Origin of the sequence: Domibacillus epiphyticus (assembly GCF_001975785.1) — a bacterium.
Classification (GTDB): Bacteria; Bacillota; Bacilli; order Bacillales; family Domibacillaceae; genus Domibacillus; species Domibacillus epiphyticus.
Genome location: NZ_MSFI01000001.1, coordinates 206,357 through 230,087 on the forward strand (window position 1 = coordinate 206,357; position 23,731 = coordinate 230,087).

The window sequence follows — 23,731 nt, forward strand, 5'->3', positions numbered from 1 at the left end:
GATAACGGAATGGATGTCTTAAAAGTTTCATCGAAATCAAATCCGAATTCTGTAGCTGGTGCACTTGCCGGTGTGATGCGAGAAAGAGGAAGCGCTGAAATTCAAGCTGTCGGTGCCGGCGCGCTTAATCAGGCAGTGAAAGCAGTCGCCATCGCCCGCGGATTCGTCGCACCGGGTGGTATTGATTTAATCTGCATCCCTGCATTCACCAGTATCTTGATCGCTGGAGAAGCCCGAACAGCAATAAAATTAATTGTTCAATCCCGTTAAAAATTTCGGTCATCCGACCGGAATTTTTTTTTGTGAAAATTCCTTTTGATTTTTCCAGGTAAAAGGAGTAAACTATGAATATTATTTTTAATCCGATTAAGTTAGTAAGTTTTATCATAAGTAATTACGTATTCTTATCATAAGGTATTCGTATAGTGATTTCTCTACATAAATGATAAACTATAAAAAGTAAATAAAAATGATGGGTACGAATAAAGGAGTGTAACACAAAATGGCAGAACAGCTTTCTTGGAAAGTGGGAGGACAGCAAGGGGAAGGTATTGAAAGTACAGGGGAAATTTTCTCAATGGCGTTAAACCGCCTCGGATATTATCTATACGGCTACCGTCACTTTTCATCCCGTATTAAAGGCGGACATACGAACAACAAAATTCGTGTTAGTACACGAAAAGTAAGTGCTGTAGCAGATGACCTTGATATTCTCGTAGCATTTGATCAGGAAACGATTGACGTCAACTATCATGAACTTCACAAAGACGGCATTATTATCGCTGATACAAAATTTAACCCGGTGAAGCCGGAAGATACAGATGCGGCATTTTATGCTGTGCCATTTACGGACATCGCGACAGAACTTGGTACGTCACTAATGAAAAACATGGTGGCGGTTGGAGCGACTTGCGCGATTATTAACCTTGATGTGTCTGTTTTCCAAGGGGTCGTAGAGGAAATTTTCGGCCGCAAAGGAGAAACTGTTGTACAAAAGAATATGGAAGCGATTCAACAAGGCTATGACTATATGAAAGAAAACATGGCAAGCGGGAATAGCGCACTAGAATTGCCTCCTGCAGACGGGAACAAGCGTATGTTCATGATCGGAAACGATGCGATTGCCCTAGGTGCTCTCGCAGCGGGCGTACGATTAATGGCTGCATACCCGATTACACCTGCGTCTGAAATTATGGAATACTTAATTAAAAAATTACCGAAAGTCGGCGGTACAGTTATTCAAACAGAAGATGAAATTGCGGCCGTAACAATGGCAATCGGTGCCAACTATGGCGGTATACGCTCGTTTACTGCTTCAGCAGGACCGGGACTATCTCTTATGATGGAAGCGATCGGTCTTTCCGGAATGACAGAAACACCGCTTGTTATAGTAGATACACAGCGCGGAGGTCCATCTACCGGTCTTCCGACAAAGCAAGAGCAGTCTGACTTAATGGCGATGATTTATGGTACTCATGGCGAGATTCCGAAAGTAGTCATTGCGCCAGGGACAGCAGAAGAAGGCTTCTATGATACAATTGAAGCATTTAACATTGCAGAGGAATATCAAGTGCCGGTAATTGTTCTATCCGACTTGCAGCTGTCACTCGGTAAACATACAGTAGATCCGCTTGACTATAGTAAAATCAACATCCGCCGCGGAAAACTTGTAAAAGAAGGAATCCCGGAAGCGGAAAACAAAGCGTACTTTAAACGTTATGAAGTAACAGAAGACGGCGTATCGCCGCGGGTTATTCCGGGAGTCGCAAACGGCATTCACCACGTCACAGGCGTTGAACATGACGAAACCGGGAAACCGTCTGAATCACCGGCAAACCGAAAAGCACAAATGGACAAGCGTATGCGAAAGCTTGACAATCTTCATGCTGTGTTCCCTGAACCGGTTTACAAAAATGCAAAACATGATGACGCGGACTTGCTTCTCATCGGTTTTAACTCCACAGGCGGCGTCATTGAAGAAGCGATGGAGCGTTTAGAAGCAGACGGATTGAAAGTGAATCATGCACGTGTCCGACTTGTTCATCCGTTCCCGACAGACGAAATATTACCTTTAATTGAATCAGCGAAAAACGTGGCAGTAGTTGAAAACAACGCGACAGGTCAACTCGCAAGTATTGTAAAAATGAATGCAGGTTATCCGCAAAAAATTAAAAGCATTTTGAAATATGACGGCAATCCATTCCAGCCGCATCATATTGTCAACAGCAGTAAGGAGTTGATTTAATAATGGCGACATTTAAAGAATTCCGTAACAATGTAAAACCAAACTGGTGCCCTGGCTGTGGTGACTTCTCGGTGCAGGCAGCCATTCAGCGCGCCGCAGCGAACGTTGGTTTAACACCTGAAAAATTAGCCGTTATCTCCGGTATTGGCTGTTCCGGCCGTATTTCGGGCTATATTAACTCATACGGCCTTCACGGCATTCATGGCCGCGCTCTTCCTATTGCGCAAGGTGTAAAAATGGCGAACAAAGACTTAACCGTTATTGCATCAGGTGGTGACGGCGACGGTTTTGCGATCGGTATGGGACACACGATTCATGCCATGCGCCGTAACATCGACTTGACATACATTGTGATGGATAACCAAATTTACGGATTAACGAAAGGGCAGACGTCTCCACGCTCAGCAGCTGGATTCCAGACAAAATCCACGCCGCTTGGCTCAATCGAGCAGACGTTATCGCCAATGCAGCTAGCCGTAACAACTGGCGCAACATTTGTCGCTCAAAGTTTCTCAACGGATTTGAAAGATTTAACGGCGATCATTGAAGCAGGTATTAATCATAAAGGTTTTTCATTAATTAACGTTTTCAGCCCATGTGTGACTTACAATAAAGTAAACACATACGACTGGTTTAAAGAAAACTTAACAAAGCTTGCAGACATTGAAGGCTATGATCCATCAAGCCGTGAAATCGCCATGAATACATTAATGAAGCACGACGATTTAGTCACAGGCATCATTTATCAAGATAAAGAGCGCCCGTCATACCAGGAGTTAGTAAAAGGTTATTCTGAAACTCCACTGTCTGAGGCAGAACTCAATCTGGACGAAGCAGCGTTTGATCAGCTTGTAAAAGAGTTTATGTAAGATGTTGACGCAGAGATTTCAAATCTCTGTGTCTTTTTTTTCTGTTTGCTTGAGCCGTTTCTTTTTCCGGTATATACTTAATGAATGTGCACGATAGTTTTGATAGATCGGAAAGGGGATTCACAATGAACGAAGAACAAAGAAGAGACGGTGAACAGGCAGTTAATCCATCGGACAAAAAATCCGCTAAGGACTACAGCCAGTATTTTGAAACCGTCTATACACCTCCGTCATTAAAAGACGCGAAAAAGCGCGGAAAAGAAGAAGTCGCGTACCATCATGACTTTAAAATTGATGAACGTTTTAAGGAAATGGGCAATGGGCGCAGTTTTTACATTCGCACGTATGGATGCCAGATGAATGCACATGACACGGAAGTCATGGCGGGGATTTTTATGGCACTTGGCTATAATGCGGTTGAAACACCGGAAGAAGCAGATGTTATTTTGCTAAACACATGCGCAATCCGTGAAAATGCCGAAAATAAAGTGTTTGGCGAAATCGGCTTTTTAAAGCATTTAAAACGGGACAATCCTAATTTGCTGCTCGGTGTTTGCGGCTGTATGTCACAAGAGGAGTCCGTCGTAAACAAAATATTAAAATCATACCCACACGTCGATATGATTTTTGGTACACATAACATTCACCGTTTGCCTGAAATTTTAAACGAAGCGTACCTTTCAAAAGAAATGGTCGTGGAAGTATGGTCCAAAGAAGGCGACGTGATTGAAAACCTCCCGAAAGTACGCAAGGGCAATATTAAAGCATGGGTAAATATCATGTATGGCTGTGACAAGTTTTGCACGTACTGCATCGTCCCGTATACGCGTGGAAAAGAGCGGAGCCGCCGGCCGGAAGAAATTATACAGGAAGTGCGGCAGCTGGCAGCTCAAGGCTACCAGGAAGTCATGCTTCTCGGTCAAAATGTCAATGCGTACGGGAAGGACTTTTCAGATATGGAATACCGTCTCGGTGATTTAATGGATGAAATCCGTCAAATCGGGATTCCGCGTGTTCGTTTCACAACGAGCCATCCGCGTGATTTCGATGATCACTTAATTGAAGTCCTCGCAAAGGGCGGCAACTTAATGGATCACATTCATTTACCGGTACAGAGCGGCTCAACGGATGTGCTGAAAATAATGGCGCGCAAATATACCCGTGAACAATTTTTAGAGCTTGTCAGAAAAATTAAAACGGCGATGCCAGATGTTGCATTAACGACGGATATTATCGTCGGCTATCCAAATGAAACGGAAGAACAGTTTGAAGAAACGATGTCACTGTACCGAGAAGTCGGCTTTGAGATGGCATATACGTATATTTATTCACCGCGCGAAGGAACACCAGCTGCGAAAATGAACGATAACGTGCCGATGGATGTGAAAAAAGATCGTCTGCAGCGGTTGAATGCACTTGTCAATGAACTATCTGCCGAATCAATGAAGCGTTATAAGGGCCAGATCGTGGATGTGCTCATTGAAGGGGAAAGCAAGAAAAACCCTGATGTTCTGGCAGGCTACACATCGAAAAACAAGCTTGTGAACGTGAAAGCGCCGAAATCCGCAATCGGAAAAATTATTCCGGTAAAAATCATCGAAACGAAATCATGGTCGATGGACGGAGAAGCGGTAGAAACACAAACTATGGCCGGGGTGAACTAAAATGGAAAAAACAATCTACACAAAAGATGATATTATTGCAAAAGCAAAAGAAATTGCAGATATGATTTCCGCGACGGAAGAAGTAGAATTTTTCAAGCAGGCAGAAGCAAAAATTCATGAAAACCAGAAAATCCGTGAAAAAATGGCCGGTTTAAAAAGCTTGCAAAAACAAGCGGTCAACTTTCAGCATTACGGGAAAGAGTCGGCGCTTAAAATGGTGGAAGAAAAAATCGAAAAAATTGAGACAGAACTTGATGAAATGCCAATCGTGCAGCAATTCAAGCAGTCACAGACCGATGTAAACGAAATTTTGCAAATGGTCGCCACAGCGATTTCAAATAAAGTTACTGACAACATTATTGAAACAACAGGCGGTGATTTGCTGAGAGGCGAAACCGGCGCACAAGTTCAAAACAGCACACCAGGCAGCTGCTAATTATTTTTTCTCCCGTTACGTTCATCGTGGCGGGATTTTTTGAGCCTTCACACGTGGGAATTAGGGTTCGTCTATCGAAATGATGTATCGTCTGAATAAATTTATGGGCACACCACTCACACACGCTGCATACAATACAGAGACTAACAAAGGGGAGGGACATACAGCTTGAGCCAATTCCGCGAAATCATCACGAAGTCCGTCGTCGCCAAAGGCCGGAAGTATACACAGACACACCACACTATATTGCCGCCGAATAAGCCGTCTGGTATTCTTGGCTGCTGGATTATTAACCACGAATACAAAGCGAAAAAAGCTGGAGATAAAACAGAAGTATTCGGCTCATATGAAATAAATGTCTGGTATTCATTCCATGATCATACGAAAACAGCGGTCGTAACGGAAAAAGTGGAGTACAAGGATAACATTAGACTTTCGTATCGTGATGATGACAGCCAGGGCGATGACGATGTATGGGTGAAAGTCCTTCAGCAGCCAAACTGCCAGGAAGCAGTAATCAGTGATTGTGGAACAAAAATTAATGTGCAGGCGGAGCGTGAGTTGTCCGTTGAAGTGACGGGAGAAACGAAAATATGCGTGACAGTCAATCCGTATGAAGACGAGTGGGACATTGAGCGGGAAACCGCGGAAGAACACGACTCCAAATAAAAACACCGCGGGAAACAGACTGTTTTCCCGCCTTTTTTCTGTGTGCTATACTAGCATAAGAAGACTGACAGAGAGGAATTAAACATGGCACAATATACTCCAATGATTCAGCAATATTTGCGTGTAAAGGCAGACTATGAAGATGCCTTTTTATTTTTTCGTCTAGGCGATTTTTATGAAATGTTTTTTGACGATGCGTTAAAGGCAAGTCAAATTCTTGAAATAACATTAACATCACGCGACGGAGGAAGCGAAGACCGTATTCCGATGTGCGGTGTACCGTTTCATTCGGCGAAAGGGTACATAGAAAGACTGATTGCTGCGGGCCATAAAGTGGCGATTTGTGAGCAGCGGGAAGACCCGAAACAAGCTAAGGGCGTCATTAAACGCGAAGTGGTTCAGGTGATCACGCCGGGGACGATGATGGAAGGTGCCGGCATTCAGGAAAAAGAGAATCATTATCTTGCGTCATTTGAGATATCCGGTAATGAATATGCGGTTGCTGCAGCAGATTTGACGACTGGCGAATGCCGCTCAGCCGTTTTTCAATCCTTCGACAGTGCACTTCATGAACTAGCGTCATTCGGCGTAAAAGAAGTGATTACAAACGGTAAATGGACGCTGGAAGAAACAAAGCAAATAAACGGCCGGCTTGGGGCGGTTGTTTCCATTGAAGAGCAGGAGAGTGAAATTGAATTTGAACCGCTCATAAAAGAGCTAACCCATTCATTAGTGAGAAGAGCAGCTGCCCGTCTCTATCATTATCTTCACCGTACACAAAAAAGAAACCTCGATCATTTACAGCCGGCGGAGCAGTATGAAATCCGCGATTACATGAATATTGATTATTTTTCAAAGCGGAATCTGGAACTAACGGAAACGATTCGTTCCAAAGGGCGAAAAGGATCACTTTTATGGCTGCTCGATGAAACAAAAACCGCTATGGGCGGGCGGCTGTTAAAACAATGGATTGACCGGCCGCTTATTAATGAACCGGATATAAACAGGCGCCTCGAAATTGTTGAAACGTTGATCGGTTCCTATTTCGAACGGGAAGAACTGCGTGAACAATTAAAAGAAGTCTATGACCTTGAACGGCTTGCAGGGCGTGTTGCCTTCGGGAATGTGAATGCGCGTGACCTCGTCCAGCTGAAAAAATCGATCGGTCAAATACCGGCGTTAACGGAAGTATTAAAGAAAATTAGCGGAAAAGAAGTCAATCAGTTAGCGGATAAACTTGATCCGTGTACCGAACTCTATGACGTTCTTGACCGGGCGCTTATCAATGAACCGCCCATTTCGGTGAAGGAAGGCGGAATGATCCGGGACGGGTTCCATGAGCGGCTTGATGACTATCGTGATGCTGCCCGCAACGGGAAGCAGTGGATTGCAGCGCTTGAAAAAGAGGAGCGGGAAAAAACAGGCATTAAATCGCTGAAAATCGGCTACAATCGTATTTTTGGCTATTACATTGAAGTGACGAAAGCAAATCTTGGACTGCTTGAGGAAGGGCGATATGAAAGGAAGCAGACACTCGCAAACTGCGAGAGGTTTGTCACGCCGGAATTAAAAGAAAAAGAGGCGCTCATTTTGGAAGCGAATGAAAAAATGATCGATCTCGAATATGAACTTTTCTCGCAGCTTCGTGGAAATGTGAAAGAGTTCATTCCGCGTCTTCAAGAGCTAGCGCGGAAAGTTAGTGAAATTGATGTCCTGCAATGCTTTGCGGCGGTCAGTGAATCCCGCCGGTTCGTTCGTCCAAAATTTTCAAAAGACCGGACCATGATCATTGAGGAAGGACGCCACCCGGTTGTTGAAAAAGTATTGGACGCACAGCTTTTTGTACCGAATAACTGTCTAATGGGGCCAGAGCGGGACATGCTGCTGATAACAGGCCCGAATATGTCCGGAAAGAGCACATTTATGAGGCAGACGGCTCTAATTTCGGTTCTTGCGCAAATAGGCTGCTACGTACCAGCATCGAAAGCCGTTCTTCCAATATTTGATCAAATTTTCACCCGCATTGGAGCCGCCGATGATTTAGTTTCCGGCCAGAGCACATTTATGGTTGAGATGTTAGAGGCAAAACATGCGATCATGAATGCAACTGACCGCTCGCTTATTTTATTTGATGAAATAGGACGCGGAACTTCCACATACGATGGAATGGCGCTCGCGCAAGCCATGATCGAATACATTCATACAAACATAAAAGCAAAAACATTATTCTCTACCCACTATCATGAATTGACCGTATTGGATCAAACGCTTGAACATTTACAAAATGTCCACGTAACGGCTGCAGAACAAAACGGGAAAGTGGTCTTTTTGCATAAAGTAAAAGATGGTGCCGCAGATAAAAGTTACGGGATACACGTCGCACAGCTGGCTGGACTGCCGGCTGATCTCATTACCCGGGCGGATGAACTGCTGCATTCCTTCGAAAACAAAGAGGAAAAACCACTCGTAGTAAACGAAGGCCAGCTTTCGTTTTTTGACGAATCCGTGCCGGTGAAAGAGCCTGCACCGAAAGAGGATAAATCACTCATTTCAACATTATTAAGCTACGATATTATGGAAATGACGCCGATGGAAGCGATGAATACATTATATGCGCTGCAAAAATCAGCGAAGAAAACCGGAAATTGAATTAGGACTACATGGAGTAACAAAGAGAGGTGATACAATGGGCATCATTATGCAGCTGGACGAATCGCTGTCAAATAAAATTGCCGCAGGTGAAGTGGTGGAGCGACCGGCGTCTGTCGTGAAAGAATTAACCGAAAATGCGCTCGATGCATGCAGCACGGTTATTGAAATTGACGTCGAAGAAGCGGGCCTTTCCTCCATCCGTATCTCAGATAATGGCAACGGCATCACAGCAGACGATGTTGAGGCCGCTTTTTACCGTCATGCAACTAGCAAAATAAAAGATGAAAATGATTTGTTTCGCATTCGAACACTCGGCTTTCGCGGTGAAGCACTGCCAAGTATCGCTTCCGTCTCGGAATTAACCATGACAACGTCGACCGGTGAGGAAGCAGGTACAGAAATGGTTCTTTCCGGCGGTGTTATTCAGTTAAAAAAACCGGGACCAATGCGAAAAGGAACCGAAATCGTTGTATCTAATTTATTTTTCAACACACCGGCCCGTTTAAAATATATGAAAAGCGTTCATACCGAACTCGGAAATATTACAGACGTCGTCAACCGGATGGCGCTTAGCCGGCCGGATGTCTCTTTTCGTCTCCGGCATAACGGCCGTGAGCTGCTGAAAACAAACGGAAATGGGGATGCGAGACAAGTGCTGGCGGCCATATATGGGATCAATATCGCCAAGAAGATGATTCCAATAACGGCCGCATCCCTTGACTTTGAGCTGTCCGGTTTTATCTCTCTTCCGGAAGTAACCCGTGCATCACGCAATTATATGTCGATGATGGTGAACGGGCGGTTCATTAAAAATTTCAAAGTATCGAACGCTATTTTAGAAGGGTACCACACCTTTTTGCCGGTCGGCCGCTACCCGATCGTTTTAGTCAACATGAAAATGGATCCGATTTTAGTCGACGTGAATGTCCATCCGTCGAAGCTGGAAGTTCGTTTCAGCAAAGAAATAGAACTTTGTTCGCTTTTATCCTCGGCGATTAAAGAAGCTCTCCGAAAAGAAACGCTTATTCCAGATGCTTTGCCGACATTAAAAAAACGGAAAGATTTTAGCGAGCAGCCAGCGTTTCAATTCGATGCACCGCGGATTGAAAAACCAGCAATGCCTCCGGCAGAAGAAGTAAAAAAACTGTATGACCCCGTGTTTTACAACGAACCGGTGAAAGAGCCGCCTGCAGAAGAAATCATTGAATCTCCGACAGCGCCTGAACCAGAAAAACCAGCAGCAGAAAGAATGCCGCCGCTTTATCCAATCGGACAAATGCATGGAACGTACATTTTCGCGCAAAACGAAAATGGCTTATACATGATTGACCAGCATGCTGCCCAGGAGCGGTTAAAATATGAATACTTTCGAGAAAAAGTCGGACAGATTGAAAATGAACTGCAGGAACTGCTTATGCCGATGACGTTTGAATTTTCAGCGGATGAATATGTGAAAATTGAGGAGAACCGGGCATTCCTTGAAGAAGTCGGTGTGTTTTTAGAACCATTCGGCGACAAATCATACATCGTCCGCGCACATCCGTCGTGGTTTCCGAAGGGAGAAGAACGGGAAGTCATTGAAGAAATGATTGAAGAAGTGCTGCAGATGAAAAAGCCGGATGTGAAAAAAATTCGCGAGGAAGCGGCGATTTTAATGAGCTGTAAAGGATCGATTAAAGCGAATCGTCACTTGCGAAATGACGAAATTGAACAGCTCCTAAATGATCTTCGTGAAAGTGAGGATCCGTTCACATGTCCGCATGGCCGCCCGATTGTCATTCATCTATCGACCTATGATATTGAGAAAATGTTTAAACGAATTATGTAAAGAGGTGTACTATGTCATTTCACGGGCAAAAGATTTTGCCGGCGATCCGGTCGATGAAAGATTTTGAAAAAATGCTTTCGATGAATTATGAGTACGGCGTGTTTTTGGATTTGCATATCGGCATGGTGAAAAGTGTCATGGATTTGGCCCGGCAAAATGAAAAGAACATGTTCGTCCATCTCGATTTAATCAGCGGATTGGCAGGGGATGAACACGGCGTGGAGTTTATTGCGCGGTATGCGAAGCCGTTCGGCATCATTTCTACAAAAGGATCGGCGCTTGTTAAAGCGAAGCAAAAAGGGCTTATTGCCACGCAGCGGGCATTTATTCTTGATTCGAATGCGTTAAGCCGGAGTGTCAAGCTCGCAGGAAAAGCGAATCCGGATTTTATTGAAGTGCTGCCGGGTGTAGCGCCGAAAATAATTGAGGCGATTCGCCGCGAAACCGGCAAGCCCATTTTTGCAGGGGGATTAATTGAAACGAAAGAAGAAGTGACCGCAGCACTCGAAGCCGGTGCATCCGCCGTGACCACTTCCGATGTAGCACTTTGGAAAGAATTCGAAGGGAAATAAGTGCTGCGTGATTTCCAAAAGGGAATCACGCAGCGTTTAAATATGACTTCAGATTCCTTATTAACGGAAACATCCCGCTGAAAACCATTTGACAACGCTTCCATTAGCGTGTACGATAGATTACAAGTTAATAAAACTGTGAAAGAGAACATGGAGACTCACATTGACACCCGCAGAGGGAGCAGTGTGAGTTTTTTGTTGTTCCGCCTTTTTTACAATACAAGGGTACAGAGGCAGTGAAATAGAAAGGGATGAGGATATGACACCATTTATGGGAGAGTTAATAGGAACGGCATTGTTAATTATTTTTGGTGCCGGAGTATGTGCGAATGTAAGCTTGAAAAAGTCGTTTGCTGCAGGTGCCGGCTGGGTGGTGATTGCGTTTGGCTGGGGATTTGCCGTCACGATGGCGGTTTATGCGGTCGGAAGTGTAAGCGGTGCCCATTTAAATCCGGCTGTTACGCTGGCACTTGCTGTCATTGGTACCTTTTCATGGTCAGATGTTGTATTATATGTAACAGCGCAAATGATCGGCGCGATGATCGGTTCAGCTGTGATCTACCTGCACTTTTTGCCGCACTGGGAAGAAACAAGCGACGCCGGTACAAAACTTGGTGTGTTCGCCACATCACCGGCAATTGATCGTCCGTACGCAAACATGATAAGTGAAATGATCGGGACGTTTATTTTAATTACAGGAATTTTAACCATTGGTGCGAATCAATTTACAGATGGGCTGAACCCATTGATCGTCGGCTTTTTAATTACCGCAATTGGATTGTCGCTTGGCGGGACGACAGGATACGCGATCAATCCGGCCCGTGACCTCGGTCCCCGTATTGCCCATTTTTTACTGCCGATTCCGGGCAAGGGGCATTCGAACTGGAAGTATGCATGGGTGCCTGTTTTCGGTCCGGTCGCTGGTTCCATTTTAGCCGCTTTTTTTTACAAAGGCTTTTTCTTGCATGAAGGAACAGGTGCCTTCTATATTGCGTTAGCCTCATCTGCTCTTCTCATTTTGTTAATTAAGTACATGTCAGCCGGTTCAGCTGTTCAAGTGTATATACAGAAATAGGGGGATTTATTTATGGAAAAATATATTCTATCAATTGACCAGGGAACAACAAGCTCCAGAGCCATTTTATTTAATAAAGATGGTGACATTGTTCATACAGCGCAAAAAGAATTCACACAGCATTTTCCGAATCCAGGCTGGGTCGAGCACGACGCAAACGAAATTTGGGGGTCTGTCTTGTCTTGCATAGCATCTGTTTTAAGTGAAAAAGGCATTCAAGCGAACCAGATTGAAGCCATCGGGATTACGAATCAGCGTGAAACGACCGTCGTTTGGGATAAGGAGACAGGACGTCCGATTTATCATGCGATTGTATGGCAGTCACGTCAAACAGCTGATGTTTGTTCTGAATTAAAACAAAATGGACATGACCAGATATTCCGCGAAAAAACAGGGTTGCTGATTGATCCTTATTTTTCTGGTACGAAAGTGAAATGGATACTCGATCACGTGGAAGGGGCCCGCGAGAAGGCGGAGCAGGGAAAATTGTTATTCGGAACAATTGATACGTGGCTCATCTGGAAACTGACTGGCGGTGCGGCACATGTAACGGATTACTCAAATGCGTCCCGAACACTCCTATTTAATATTCACACGCTGGAATGGGATCAGGAGCTTCTTGACATTTTAGATGTGCCATCGTCCATTCTGCCGGAAGTTCGGCCTTCCTCCGACGTGTATGGGACAACAGCGCCTTTCCACTTTTTCGGCCAGGAAATTCCGGTTGCAGGTGCAGCGGGCGATCAGCAGGCGGCTTTGTTTGGACAAGCCTGCTTCGATGAAGGAATGGCCAAAAATACGTACGGCACCGGCTGTTTCATGCTCATGAACACGGGTGAAAAAGCGGTGAAGTCTGAACACGGATTATTAACAACCATTGCATGGGGCATCGATGGGAAAGTCGAGTATGCACTTGAAGGCAGTATTTTTGTGGCAGGTTCTGCGATACAATGGCTTCGTGACGGGCTTCGCATGTTTAAAAATGCCGGTGACAGCGAGAGATATGCAGAACGTGTTGCATCAACTGACGGTGTGTATGTTGTACCAGCATTTGTCGGGCTTGGTACGCCGTACTGGGAAAGTGATGTGCGCGGTGCAGTGTTCGGCTTAACCCGTGGAACGGAAAAAGAACATTTTATCCGGGCGGTGCTTGAATCACTTGCTTATCAAACGAAAGATGTATTGGAAGCAATGGAAGCTGATTCAGGGATATCATTAAAAACACTCCGCGTCGACGGAGGAGCGGTTATGAATGCATTCTTAATGCAATTCCAGAGTGATCTTCTTCATGTGCCGGTTGAACGGACAACCGTCAATGAAACGACCGCACTTGGCGCAGCATACTTGGCCGGTCTTGCTGTCGGCTTTTGGAGCGATCGTTCCGAAATTGCCCGCAACTGGAAGGTAGAGCGCACATTTGCGCCCAATATGGAGGCGGATGTCCGGAATGAATTATACAGCGGATGGAAAAAAGCGGTGAAGGCAGCTATTGCATTCCAATAAACAACTATGCTAGAATGAAAATAAGTTAATACATTGTCCGGAGAATTGGAGAGACCTGAAAGCAAAACAGCGCTTACTGTTTTGCATATTCAGGTCTCTTTTTGTCTTTTTACGGGTAAATGACAATCAAGGGGATGACGAAATGAACTTTTCAAATAAAAACCGAAAACAAAACATAGACAGATTAAAAAGTGATACGTTTGATGTGCTTGTCATCGGAGGCGGCATAACAGGTGCTGGAATTGCACTTGATGCAGCGATGCGCGGCATGAAAACTGCGCTTATTGATATGCAGGATTTTGCGGCAGGGACATCAAGCCGGTCAACAAAGCTTGTTCATGGCGGCCTCCGCTATTTAAAACAGTTCGAAGTAAAAATGGTAGCAGAAGTCGGAAAAGAGCGGGCGATCGTGTATGAAAACGGTCCACATGTGACAACGCCAGAATGGATGCTGCTGCCGCTTCATGAAGGAGGCACATTCGGCAAATTTACGACGTCTGCCGCCCTTCGTGTATATGATTTTCTGGCAGGTGTAAAACGATCTGAACGGCGCTCGATGCTGACGGTATCCGAAACATTACAGAAAGAACCGCTTGTCAAAACGGAAGGGCTGAAAGGCGGCGGCTACTACGTAGAATATCGGACAGACGATGCACGCTTAACACTTGAAGTAATGAAAAAAGCAGTGGAAAAAGGGGCGCTTTGTCTGAACTATGTGAAAGCGGACCAATTCCGGTATGAAAACGGGCGAGTTGCCGGCATTGAAGCAGTGGACCAGATCGATGGCTCCCGCTTTGCCATTTCCGCAAAAAAAGTCGTCAATGCATCGGGACCTTGGGTTGATTCCGTCCGCAAAAAAGACGGCGGTGAAAATGGAAAGCAGCTCCGCCTCACAAAAGGGGTCCACATTGTCATAGATGAGTCGGTATTCCCGCTTCATCAAGCCGTTTACTTTGATACACCGGATAAACGAATGGTGTTTGCCATTCCGAGGGATGGAAAAACATACGTCGGCACGACCGACACGTTTTATACGAAGGACCCTATCCGGCCGGATGTGACGGCCGAGGACCGGGCCTATTTGCTTGAAGCAATTCGCTTCATGTTCCCAACTGTCGATGTAAAAGAATCCGACATTGAATCATCCTGGTCCGGTGTGCGGCCGCTCATTTATGAACAAGGAAAAGATCCATCAGACATTTCACGGAAAGATGAAATTTGGGAATCGGAGACAGGGCTGCTGACGATAGCGGGTGGAAAATTAACCGGTTACCGGAAAATGGCGGAAATGATTGTGGATCTTGTGGCGAAACGGCTAAAAGAAGAGGTCGGCATTTTATACAGTCCGTCAGAAACAAAAAATTTGCCGATGTCAGGCGGCGAAGTGGGCGGTTCAGCGAAGTTCCCGTCGTTTATTAAAGTAAAAACAGCTGATGGCATAGAGAAAGGATTTTCAGAAGACGAAGCCCGCTTTTTAGCCAAAATGTACGGGTCAAACGTTGACAATCTTTTTGCACATAAAAACACAACAAGTACCTTGCCGGATGTCTTGTATGCACAGCTTATGTACGCCATCGAAGAAGAAATGGCTTATACGCCGGCTGACTTTTTCATCCGCCGCACGGGCGCATTGTTATTTGACATTCAAACGGTCCGCAAATACAAAGACGAATGTACAAACCTTCTCGCTGAACAGTTCGGCTGGACGGAAACAGAAAAAGAAGCACATATACGTGAATTGGAAGAGGAAATCGCCGCCTGTTCTTAAAAGTGTGAATCCGCTATAATAGGGATACTGACAATGAAGAAGGCTGTGAGACATGTTGACGAAAGAAAAAGTAGCGGTCATTATCGGACCGACTGCTTCGGGCAAAACGGACTTGAGTATTTTTGCGGCGAAGCAGTTAAATGGAGAAGTGATCAGCGGAGATTCTATGCAAATTTACCGCGGGCTTGATATTGGCACAGCGAAAGTGACAACATCGGAAATGGATGGTGTGCCGCATCATTTAATCGATATTAAAAACGTAGATGAATCGTTTTCAGCAGCTGAATTTCAACAGCTTGCACGTGAAAAAATAACGGATATAAACGCCAGAGGCAAATTGCCGATCATATGCGGCGGGACAGGGCTTTATATTCAATCGGTCCTGTATGATTACCAATTTGCGCAAAACGGCAATGATGAGACAATCCGGAAACAGTTGGAGGAAGAAGCGGAATCCCTCGGTGCGGATGCACTTCACGAAAAATTGCGGAAAGTGGATCCGGCATCGGCGGACGCCATTCATCCGAATAATGTGCGCCGTACGATCCGAGCCCTCGAAGTATATAGTACGACAGGCCGTCCGGCATCCGAACAGCAAAGCACAGAAAAACCCGATGAAAAATACGACAGTGCCATTGCCGGCTTAACAATGGACCGGAGCGTTTTGTATGAACGAATTAACAAACGTGTCGACATCATGATGGAAGCCGGACTTTTAGCGGAAGCAAAAATGCTGTATGAGCTCGGACTAAAGGATGTCCCGGCCGTTCAGGCGATCGGCTATAAGGAATTATTCGGGTATTTAAAAGGTGAGCAGCCATTAGAAGAAGCGGTCGAGCTGCTAAAACAAAATTCCCGCCGATACGCGAAGCGGCAGCTGACATGGTTCCGTAATAAGATGGATCTTGAATGGGTGGATGTGACAGATGAGGCGCTTCGCCATGAAAAAAAACAACAAATATGCGAATGGCTGGCAGGAAAGCTGAATCTAAGATAGAATAAATAATAATGCATATAGATAGAAAGAGGAGGACGAAGCATGAAACAGCCAATTAACATTCAAGATCAATTTTTAAACCAGCTGCGTAAAGATAACACAATGGTCACAGTGTTTTTACTAAATGGATTCCAACTCCGCGGCCATATTAGAGGATTCGATAATTTTACGGTTCTGGTCGAAACAGAAGGCAAGCAGCAGCTTGTATTCAAACATGCCATTTCTACATTTGCTCCTCAACGAAGTGTAAGCTTAAATTTTGAAGAACAAGAATAAAGAACGGAGACCCGCCAAAACGCGCGGGTCTTTTTTTATGCCGTCCGCATATGATTTTAGGAAGAGGAGGGCGAGTCATGAAACAGATGAATCAACCGGGCCGCATTCATGTCGTCCTGCAGCCGAAAGAAAAAGCGGCGCCGGCAGCGGAACCGGACTGGCGCCGTCACCCTGACCATGAAACACTTCTTGATATTGAAAAAGAGATGGAGCATTTAATCGGACTCGCCGATTTAAAAATACTCGTCCGTGAACTGTATGCAGCGGCGTACATTAACAAAAAACGAATGGAAGCCGGCATTGAAACGAAAGGGCAAATGCTTCATATGCTCTTTACCGGGAATCCGGGCACCGGGAAAACGACCGCGGCACGTTTAATCGCAACGATGTTTAAACGGCTGCGCATTTTAGAAAAAGGGCATTTTATTGAAGCGGAGCGGGCGGATCTGGTCGGTGAATACATCGGCCATACAGCACAAAAAACGCGTGACCTTGTTAAAAAAGCAATGGGCGGTGTGCTGTTTATTGACGAAGCCTATTCGCTGGCCCGCGGCGGCGAAAAAGATTTCGGAAAAGAAGCGATCGATACACTTGTAAAACAAATGGAGGATCATCAAAGCGATTTCATTTTAATTTTAGCCGGCTATCCAAGGGAAATGGCGCACTTTTTAACACTCAATCCGGGATTGCAGTCCCGTTTCCCGATCACGCATCATTTTAAAGATTATGACGTGGAGGACCTTTATCAAATAGCGGAAATGATCGCGCGTGAAAAATGCTATGATATTGATGCTGCAGCGAAAACAATTCTCATGAATAAAATAACGGAAGAAAAGAGAAAAGAAGGATTCCGCTTCGCCAACGGGCGCAACATCCGTACGATGATTGAAAAAGCGGCCAGAAATCATGCACTTCGTTTAATGAAGCAGACGTCTTTTTCCAAAAAAGAACTGAGATTATTAAAAGGAGAAGACTTTTAAATTGTCACAAATATGACACATATGATAGAATATCGAAAAGGATGTTGATGATGAAAAAGAAACCTGTTAAAGAACGAATCATTGAAACTGCCTTAGTTATGTTTGAAAAGCACGGCTACCACGGAGTCACGGTCGACCAGATCGTTGATGAATGCGGTACGTCAAAAGGCGGCTTTTATCACAATTTCAAGTCAAAAGATGAGCTCCTTTATCATATCCACGATGTGTTTATCTCGTATTTGCTCAATAAAGCAAAAGAAACATATGATAAAGAATCCGATCCTGTTTCAAGGCTGTGTGCAATCATTACGTCATTTACGAAAATATTTGACCTGTATAAACCTCATATTACGGTATTTTATCAGGAAAGTACGTATTTAAAAGGGGATTTCGAACAGCAGATTAATGAAAAGCGGGATGAATACCGTAAACTGCTTTTTCAAGCAATTCGGGAAGGTCAGTCTTCCGGTGATTTCCGGCCTGAAGTGCCCGCGGAAATTTCCACGATGGCCATTATGGGCATGATCAACTGGATGTATAAATGGTTTAAAAAAGAAGGCGAGCTGTCAATCGAAACGATTGCCCGCATTTTCAACGATATGATGCTCCATTCCCTTTTGACAGAAGAAGCGTTGAAATCGGGAAAAGGGGAACAATTTTTATTGAAAACAGAGCCTGCATAAGCTGGCTCTTTTATTTTTATGTAAAAAAGCACCTGCCCCATGTATGGCAAGTGCTTTTTTTCATAGTTTCACTGTGCGTTTTGGCAGGTGCCAGCTAAATTTATACGAAAGAACTCGCAGCGTCGTAATCAACAAGAATAAAAGAATAAGATGTACAGGTGATTGTGAATCGCTGAGCGCAATAAACACACCAGCGAGCGCCGCCCATACACCGTATACTTCGTCCCGCAAAAGAGCCGGTTTTCTTTGAGCTAGCACGTCCCGCACTAAGCCGCCGCCGCTTCCGGTTAATACAGCTGCCACGACTACCGCACTTAGCGGATGCCCCATGCCTGCTGCGTACAGCGCTCCTTGAATGGCAAACGCCGACAGTCCAATCGCATCAAAAAAGTTTCCCCAAACCGGCCAGTGGCGAAGCAGGTTTTGTGGAAATAAGATGACAGCTGTAATGGATAAAATCGCAATGGTAAAAAATTCGCCCTGTTCCCATAATGCGGAGACAGGAACGCCGATTAATAAATTTCGAATCGCTCCACCGCCAAAAGCGGTAATCATGCCTAGTATATATATGCCAAACAAATCGTATTCTTCTTCCATGGCAACGATTGCCCCTGAAATGGCAAAGGCAATCGTTCCGATCACCGTAAACACTTCCCATGTAATGTCCATTCCGAACCTTCTTTCATTCAAAATGTAAAATATTCGGATTTATTATAATACATCATTCGACTTCCGGCTACTTTTTCTTTTAAGAAAAGAGCGATTTTGCTATGATGAAACAAGTGAACAAGAAAGAAGGATGCCAACGATGACTAGTATGTTTGATTTATTAAAAAATGGCACGCTGATTCGTGATAAAGCAGAAGAAGCCGAGCAAAAAATTGCCGCTGTCCACCAACAAGCAGAACAGACAGCTGAATATAACCAATTTCGTGTACTGAAAAGCTTTCAAAAAAACCAGGTGAGTGATTTTCATTTCAATCCATCCACCGGCTACGGCTACGATGATTCAGGCCGTGAAACACTTGAGCAGGTGTATGCCGACGTATTCGGGGGCGAGAGTGCACTCGTCCGTCCGCAAATTATTTCCGGCACACATGCCATTACGATTTCGTTGTTTGGCATTTTACGGCCGGGTGACGAACTTTTATATATTACCGGAAAACCTTACGATACGCTCGATGACATTATTGGCATCAACCGGCCTTCAAATGGATCACTGCGGGAATTCGGCATTACCTACCGCCATGTTGATCTTGATGAAACAGGCCGTCCGGATTTCGAGAAAATTCGTGAAAGCATCAACAGCAGCACAAAAATGGTGGCTATCCAGCGTTCAAAAGGGTACGCCGTCAGACCGTCTTTTACAATAGAAGAAATCGGTGAAATGTGCCGTTTTGTGAAAGAGATCAAACCGGATGCAGTGCTGTTTGTAGACAACTGCTACGGTGAATTTGTTGAAAAGACAGAACCGCTCCATGCAGGCGCAGATTTAATCGCCGGTTCTTTAATCAAAAATCCAGGTGGAGGACTCGCCAAAACGGGCGGCTACATCGCCGGAAAAAAAGAGTATGTGGAAAGCTGTTCTTATCGTATGACATCCCCGGGAATTGGTGCGGAGGCAGGCGCGAGTCTTTACAGCCTCCAGGAAATGTATCAAGGGCTGTTTCTCGCACCTCACGTCGTGGCTGAAAGTTTAAAAGGCGCGATTTTTACAGCCGCCATGCTTGAACTGTTTGGCATGAAAACAACCCCGTCATGGAACGAACCGCGCACGGATTTAATTCAAGCCGTCCAATTTGACGACCGTGACAAAATGGTGGCGTTCTGCCAGGCAATTCAATTTGCTTCTCCTGTTAATTCGCATGTCACGCCATTTCCTGCCTATATGCCGGGCTATGAAGATGATGTGATTATGGCAGCCGGCACATTTGTGCAGGGGGCGAGCATTGAATTGACAGCGGACGGTCCATTGCGGCCTCCATACGCTGCGTACGTACAGGGCGGGCTTACCTATGCCCACGTAAAGATTGCCGTCACGAGTGCGATCGATCATTTAATCGAAAAGAATCATTTATAAAAAATTCTCGTTTAAAGAGAAAAGATCCTAGACAAATCAACGTTCAAATCTTTCATTTGAAGGCTGGTTTGTCTTTCTTTTTTTCGAAGTGTAAACTTCATAATCAATGGGCAAAATCAATAAAGGTTCCAGTAATAAAACAATCCTCTTAAAAAGAAATTTTTTAATGTAATAAAACATAACATGTTATTGACAACATAAATAACATGTTATATAGTAAGTGTATCAGAGAAAGAGGAGGGGAAAACATGAGCAGCCATATTCGCCGGACAATGCCGCTTTTTCCAATGGGAACCGTTATGAAACTAACAGATTTAACAGCCAGGCAGATTCGCTATTATGAGCAGCATCATTTAATTACCCCGGATCGTTCTGATGGAAACCGGCGTCTTTATTCATTGAACGACATTGACCGCCTGCTCGAGATCAAAGACTTGCTCGATCAGGGAATCAACATGGCCGGTATTAAAAAAATTTTGCTGAAAGATGAATCGCAAGACTTACAATCAGTTACAAAAGAAAGTGGTGCAAAGCCGAAAAAAGAGTTCACCGATGAAGAACTGCGGAAGCTGCTCCGGAAAGAATTAATCAATGCCGGACGTTTCAACCGCTCTTCGGGAATCGACAGACGGTTTTTCCACTAATTCTTTTGCCATATAAGGTTTTACATATTTGAGGAGGAATGAACGAACATGGGCAAGTACACTCGCGAAGATATTAAACGATTAGCTGAAGAAGAAAACGTAAAATTTATCCGTCTTCAATTCACGGATATTCTTGGTACAATCAAAAACGTTGAAATTCCTGTAAGCCAGCTTGATAAAGCACTTGATAACGATATGATGTTTGACGGTTCTTCCATCGAAGGGTTCGTCCGCATTGAAGAATCAGATATGAAGCTTTATCCGGATCTTGACACATGGGTTGTATTCCCTTGGACAGCTGAAAAAGGCAAAGTAGCACGCTTAATCTGCGACATTTACACGCCAGATGGCACACCATTCTCTGGTGACCCTCGTGCAAACTTGAAACGCATTCTGAAAGAAATGGAAGAGCTTGGCTTCACTGATTTCAATCTTGGGCCTGAACCGGAATTCTTCCTCTTCAAATTGGACCAAAACGGTGAACCTACACTTGAACTAAACGATAACGGAGGCTACTTCGACCTTGCACCGACGGATCTTGGTGAAAACTGCCGCCGCGACATCGTTCTTGAGCTTGAAGAAATGGGCTTTGAAATTGAAGCATCTCACCATGAAGTGGCACCAGGCCAGCACGAAATTGACTTTAAATATGCGGACGCTATTTCAGCATGCGATGATATCCAAACATTTAAACTTGTGGTGAAAACAATCGCACGCAAGCACGGCTTGCACGCAACATTCATGCCAAAACCATTGTTCGGCGTAAACGGTTCAGGCATGCACATGAACTTGTCTTTATTTAAAAACGGCAAAAACGCATTCTACAAAGAAGACGGCGAGCTTCAATTGAGCGAAACAGCGTATCAATTTATCGCGGGTATCGTGAAAAATGCTGAAGCATTCACAGCGATTTGCAACCCGACAGTTAACTCATACAAGCGTCTTGTACCTGGCTATGAAGCACCTTGCTACGTAGCATGGTCTGGCCAAAACCGCAGCCCGTTAATCCGTATCCCGGCTTCACGCGGCATGAGCACACGCGTAGAAGTGCGCAGCGTTGACCCGGCAGCTAACCCGTACCTTGCAATGGCTGTTCTATTGAAAGCCGGCCTTGACGGAATCAAAAACAACTTGACGCCGCCGCCAGCAGTAGACCGCAACATCTATGCAATGGACAAAGAAGAGCGCGAAGCAGAAGGCGTACGCGACCTTCCAGCAACACTTGCCGCTGCACTTGATGCCCTTAAAAAGAACGACGCCATCAAAGACGCACTTGGCGAACACATCCTTGAGCACTTCATCGAAGCAAAAGAAATCGAATGGGATATGTTCCGCACACAAGTACACCCTTGGGAGCGCGAGCAATACATGTCAATGTACTAAGTGACTCAACCCCTTGAGCCGTATGGCTTCAAGGGGTTTTTCTATGTTTTAAATTGTGGGTGAAACACTAAAAAAAAGAGTGCGGAAAACCCCGCACCCACAAAACACCCACAAGATGTTATTCTCTTTTAAAAAGCTGCTCTGAATAATCCTCGTACCTTTTTAGATTCCCCTGTTCCAGCTTTTTTGAAATGTGTGAGTACACATCTGCCGTAATACCCATACTCCCGTGACCGAGGCGTTCCTGGATATACTTCATATCGGCGCCGGATTCCAGTAAAAGGACTGCATGGGTATGTCGCAGTGAATGGATAGAAAGCTGGGGGAGACCTGCTTTTTTCAATATTCGGGCAAAGGAATTAAAGAGAGTGGATTTAGGCATGACATTTCCATCATTACGACACAAAACAAGATTTAAATCATGGTTGTAGAAATCCTTCAGCGCCAGCTTATTTTGATTCTGGTATTTCAAATGAAATTGAAGAGTATTGGTTAAAGACTGGCTGATGGTGATGATTCGTTTCGACTTATGTGTTTTTGTATCTCCAAACAACTCTTCATCTTCTTTCGGATCAAAGTCCAGTGTCTTATTAATGGAGATTGTTTTCCTTTTTAAATCAATATCTGTCCATTGGAGGGCAGCGGCTTCTCCTTTACGCATCCCAGTTTCAATAAGCAACATAAAAAAGAGCCAGTAAAGATAGTTATCCTGGTAAGCTGCCTGTAGAAAGACCGGAATATCAGCAGAATCAATGAACTCGATTTCTTTTTTCTTTTCCGTACCTTTAACAGTTGCACCTAAGCAAGGGTTTTTTTGTAGAATGTCCAGAATAACTGCTTTACTCATGGCGTTGTACATTGTTCCATGGACGATTTCCACAGTTCGTTTGCTGTAGCCTTTATCAGTTAGGTGATTTAAAAACTTTTGGTACATAATGGGCTTTAAATCTTTTAACAGGAGATTTTGAAAATATGGAACAATGTGATTTTGGATATTCCTTTCATGTACGAGGTAAGTATTTTTACGGACTGAACCATGCTTGTATTCCATCAGCCAATTAGTTAAAAACGATTGCAGGGTATATACTTTTTCATTGACTTCAAAGCCTTCTAGAATTCTTTTTTCTTCTTCTGCAGCAGCAATTTGGGCCTCGATTGATGATATAAAACCTCTTTTGGATTTTTCTTTATATTCATGTGTTATAGGATCTTTATAGCGAATCCGGTATTCATAATACGCTTTTTTTTCACCATTTTTTTTATACTTTCGAATACTAGCCATTTGCATTCTCCTTTCCTTCTTTATTTGAGCGTAAAGGTAATAATGTACTTTTTCCAGACAGCTGTAGGTACAATATTAGTGCATCTTTACACGAAGAAGAGGATTTATTGCAAAGGTTGTATTTT

Annotated in this window: 21 protein-coding genes; 19 read left to right on the forward strand and 2 right to left on the reverse strand. The window is 44.4% G+C overall.

Annotation, left to right across the window (positions count from 1 at the left end; translation table 11 throughout):
* The first annotated feature begins 9 nt into the window (after positions 1–9).
* The 16 genes from BTO28_RS01040 (at position 10) to BTO28_RS01115 (ending at position 18,217) form a co-directional block, all read left to right on the forward strand.
* The gene (locus BTO28_RS01040) at positions 10–270 is read left to right on the forward strand and encodes a stage V sporulation protein S (RefSeq protein ID WP_076763146.1); all 261 of its coding nucleotides are present in this window, start codon (positions 10–12) and stop codon (positions 268–270) included.
* Positions 271–502: 232 nt separating this feature from the next.
* Entirely contained in the window at positions 503–2,245 is a 1,743-nt protein-coding gene (locus tag BTO28_RS01045) for a 2-oxoacid:acceptor oxidoreductase subunit alpha (protein ID WP_076763148.1), read from the forward strand.
* Between the two features lie 2 nt (positions 2,246–2,247).
* Positions 2,248–3,114: a 2-oxoacid:ferredoxin oxidoreductase subunit beta gene (locus BTO28_RS01050; protein ID WP_076763151.1), complete on the forward strand. Its 867-nt coding sequence runs from the start codon at positions 2,248–2,250 to the stop codon at positions 3,112–3,114.
* Positions 3,115–3,239: 125 nt separating this feature from the next.
* The gene (gene miaB, locus BTO28_RS01055) at positions 3,240–4,778 is read left to right on the forward strand and encodes a tRNA (N6-isopentenyl adenosine(37)-C2)-methylthiotransferase MiaB (RefSeq protein ID WP_076763153.1); all 1,539 of its coding nucleotides are present in this window, start codon (positions 3,240–3,242) and stop codon (positions 4,776–4,778) included.
* Position 4,779: 1 nt separating this feature from the next.
* Positions 4,780–5,214, forward strand: coding sequence for a RicAFT regulatory complex protein RicA family protein (locus BTO28_RS01060; RefSeq protein WP_076763156.1), 435 nt, complete (start codon positions 4,780–4,782; stop codon positions 5,212–5,214).
* A 168-nt stretch (positions 5,215–5,382) separates the two neighbouring features.
* Entirely contained in the window at positions 5,383–5,883 is a 501-nt protein-coding gene (gene cotE / locus BTO28_RS01065) for an outer spore coat protein CotE (protein WP_076763159.1), read from the forward strand.
* A gap of 84 nt (positions 5,884–5,967) precedes the next feature.
* Positions 5,968–8,532 carry a DNA mismatch repair protein MutS gene (gene mutS / locus BTO28_RS01070; protein ID WP_076763160.1) on the forward strand — a complete coding sequence of 855 codons (2,565 nt, stop codon included), beginning with the start codon at positions 5,968–5,970 and terminating at the stop codon, positions 8,530–8,532.
* 37 nt (positions 8,533–8,569) lie between these two features.
* Positions 8,570–10,363 carry a DNA mismatch repair endonuclease MutL gene (mutL, locus tag BTO28_RS01075; protein WP_076763163.1) on the forward strand — a complete coding sequence of 598 codons (1,794 nt, stop codon included), beginning with the start codon at positions 8,570–8,572 and terminating at the stop codon, positions 10,361–10,363.
* An 11-nt stretch (positions 10,364–10,374) separates the two neighbouring features.
* On the forward strand, positions 10,375–10,935 hold the full coding sequence (locus BTO28_RS01080; protein ID WP_076763165.1) for a glycerol-3-phosphate responsive antiterminator: 561 nt from the start codon (positions 10,375–10,377) through the stop codon (positions 10,933–10,935).
* Positions 10,936–11,194: 259 nt separating this feature from the next.
* The gene (locus BTO28_RS01085; protein WP_076763168.1) at positions 11,195–12,010 is read left to right on the forward strand and encodes an MIP/aquaporin family protein; all 816 of its coding nucleotides are present in this window, start codon (positions 11,195–11,197) and stop codon (positions 12,008–12,010) included.
* Between the two features lie 12 nt (positions 12,011–12,022).
* Positions 12,023–13,513, forward strand: coding sequence for a glycerol kinase GlpK (glpK, locus tag BTO28_RS01090; protein WP_076763170.1), 1,491 nt, complete (start codon positions 12,023–12,025; stop codon positions 13,511–13,513).
* 142 nt (positions 13,514–13,655) lie between these two features.
* On the forward strand, positions 13,656–15,281 hold the full coding sequence (locus BTO28_RS01095; RefSeq protein ID WP_076763173.1) for a glycerol-3-phosphate dehydrogenase/oxidase: 1,626 nt from the start codon (positions 13,656–13,658) through the stop codon (positions 15,279–15,281).
* Between the two features lie 52 nt (positions 15,282–15,333).
* On the forward strand, positions 15,334–16,278 hold the full coding sequence (gene miaA / locus BTO28_RS01100) for a tRNA (adenosine(37)-N6)-dimethylallyltransferase MiaA (RefSeq protein ID WP_076763176.1): 945 nt from the start codon (positions 15,334–15,336) through the stop codon (positions 16,276–16,278).
* Between the two features lie 42 nt (positions 16,279–16,320).
* Positions 16,321–16,554, forward strand: a complete 234-nt coding sequence (gene hfq / locus BTO28_RS01105; protein ID WP_076763179.1) for an RNA chaperone Hfq — start codon at positions 16,321–16,323, stop codon at positions 16,552–16,554.
* Positions 16,555–16,631: 77 nt separating this feature from the next.
* Positions 16,632–17,534 (forward strand): AAA family ATPase, encoded by a 903-nt coding sequence (locus BTO28_RS01110; RefSeq protein WP_198936725.1) that lies wholly within the window; start codon positions 16,632–16,634, stop codon positions 17,532–17,534.
* Between the two features lie 50 nt (positions 17,535–17,584).
* Positions 17,585–18,217, forward strand: coding sequence for a TetR/AcrR family transcriptional regulator (locus BTO28_RS01115; RefSeq protein WP_076763181.1), 633 nt, complete (start codon positions 17,585–17,587; stop codon positions 18,215–18,217).
* 60 nt (positions 18,218–18,277) lie between these two features.
* On the opposite strand, the gene BTO28_RS01120 is transcribed toward BTO28_RS01115, so the two are convergent.
* Positions 18,278–18,880 carry a trimeric intracellular cation channel family protein gene (locus BTO28_RS01120; RefSeq protein WP_076763422.1) on the reverse strand — a complete coding sequence of 201 codons (603 nt, stop codon included), beginning with the start codon at positions 18,878–18,880 and terminating at the stop codon, positions 18,278–18,280.
* 154 nt (positions 18,881–19,034) lie between these two features.
* Between BTO28_RS01120 and BTO28_RS01125 the strand changes: the two genes are divergently transcribed.
* The 3 genes from BTO28_RS01125 (at position 19,035) to glnA (ending at position 22,324) form a co-directional block, all read left to right on the forward strand.
* On the forward strand, positions 19,035–20,297 hold the full coding sequence (locus BTO28_RS01125) for a methionine gamma-lyase family protein (protein WP_076763424.1): 1,263 nt from the start codon (positions 19,035–19,037) through the stop codon (positions 20,295–20,297).
* A gap of 248 nt (positions 20,298–20,545) precedes the next feature.
* Positions 20,546–20,941, forward strand: coding sequence for a MerR family transcriptional regulator (locus BTO28_RS01130; protein ID WP_076763184.1), 396 nt, complete (start codon positions 20,546–20,548; stop codon positions 20,939–20,941).
* Between the two features lie 48 nt (positions 20,942–20,989).
* Complete coding sequence (gene glnA / locus BTO28_RS01135; protein ID WP_076763187.1) at positions 20,990–22,324, forward strand: type I glutamate--ammonia ligase; 1,335 nt, start codon at positions 20,990–20,992, stop codon at positions 22,322–22,324.
* A 118-nt stretch (positions 22,325–22,442) separates the two neighbouring features.
* Here glnA and BTO28_RS01140 read toward each other — a convergent pair whose 3' ends face one another.
* Complete coding sequence (locus BTO28_RS01140) at positions 22,443–23,606, reverse strand: site-specific integrase (RefSeq protein WP_076763188.1); 1,164 nt, start codon at positions 23,604–23,606, stop codon at positions 22,443–22,445.
* Between the last annotated feature and the right edge of the window lie 125 nt (positions 23,607–23,731).

What these genes read in the sequence shown, in the direction of transcription:
- BTO28_RS01040 (WP_076763146.1), top strand. Translation starts at nt 10, where the DNA reads ATGGATGTCTTAAAAGTTTCATCGAAATCAAATCCGAATTCTGTAGCT.
- BTO28_RS01045 (WP_076763148.1), top strand. Translation starts at nt 503, where the DNA reads ATGGCAGAACAGCTTTCTTGGAAAGTGGGAGGACAGCAAGGGGAAGGT.
- BTO28_RS01050 (WP_076763151.1), top strand. Translation starts at nt 2,248, where the DNA reads ATGGCGACATTTAAAGAATTCCGTAACAATGTAAAACCAAACTGGTGC.
- miaB (WP_076763153.1), top strand. Translation starts at nt 3,240, where the DNA reads ATGAACGAAGAACAAAGAAGAGACGGTGAACAGGCAGTTAATCCATCG.
- BTO28_RS01060 (WP_076763156.1), top strand. Translation starts at nt 4,780, where the DNA reads ATGGAAAAAACAATCTACACAAAAGATGATATTATTGCAAAAGCAAAA.
- mutS (WP_076763160.1), top strand. Translation starts at nt 5,968, where the DNA reads ATGGCACAATATACTCCAATGATTCAGCAATATTTGCGTGTAAAGGCA.
- mutL (WP_076763163.1), top strand. Translation starts at nt 8,570, where the DNA reads ATGGGCATCATTATGCAGCTGGACGAATCGCTGTCAAATAAAATTGCC.
- BTO28_RS01080 (WP_076763165.1), top strand. Translation starts at nt 10,375, where the DNA reads ATGTCATTTCACGGGCAAAAGATTTTGCCGGCGATCCGGTCGATGAAA.
- BTO28_RS01085 (WP_076763168.1), top strand. Translation starts at nt 11,195, where the DNA reads ATGACACCATTTATGGGAGAGTTAATAGGAACGGCATTGTTAATTATT.
- glpK (WP_076763170.1), top strand. Translation starts at nt 12,023, where the DNA reads ATGGAAAAATATATTCTATCAATTGACCAGGGAACAACAAGCTCCAGA.
- BTO28_RS01095 (WP_076763173.1), top strand. Translation starts at nt 13,656, where the DNA reads ATGAACTTTTCAAATAAAAACCGAAAACAAAACATAGACAGATTAAAA.
- miaA (WP_076763176.1), top strand. Translation starts at nt 15,334, where the DNA reads ATGTTGACGAAAGAAAAAGTAGCGGTCATTATCGGACCGACTGCTTCG.
- hfq (WP_076763179.1), top strand. Translation starts at nt 16,321, where the DNA reads ATGAAACAGCCAATTAACATTCAAGATCAATTTTTAAACCAGCTGCGT.
- BTO28_RS01110 (WP_198936725.1), top strand. Translation starts at nt 16,632, where the DNA reads ATGAAACAGATGAATCAACCGGGCCGCATTCATGTCGTCCTGCAGCCG.
- BTO28_RS01115 (WP_076763181.1), top strand. Translation starts at nt 17,585, where the DNA reads ATGAAAAAGAAACCTGTTAAAGAACGAATCATTGAAACTGCCTTAGTT.
- BTO28_RS01125 (WP_076763424.1), top strand. Translation starts at nt 19,035, where the DNA reads ATGTTTGATTTATTAAAAAATGGCACGCTGATTCGTGATAAAGCAGAA.
- BTO28_RS01130 (WP_076763184.1), top strand. Translation starts at nt 20,546, where the DNA reads ATGAGCAGCCATATTCGCCGGACAATGCCGCTTTTTCCAATGGGAACC.
- glnA (WP_076763187.1), top strand. Translation starts at nt 20,990, where the DNA reads ATGGGCAAGTACACTCGCGAAGATATTAAACGATTAGCTGAAGAAGAA.
- BTO28_RS01140 (WP_076763188.1), bottom strand. Translation starts at nt 23,606, where the DNA reads ATGGCTAGTATTCGAAAGTATAAAAAAAATGGTGAAAAAAAAGCGTAT.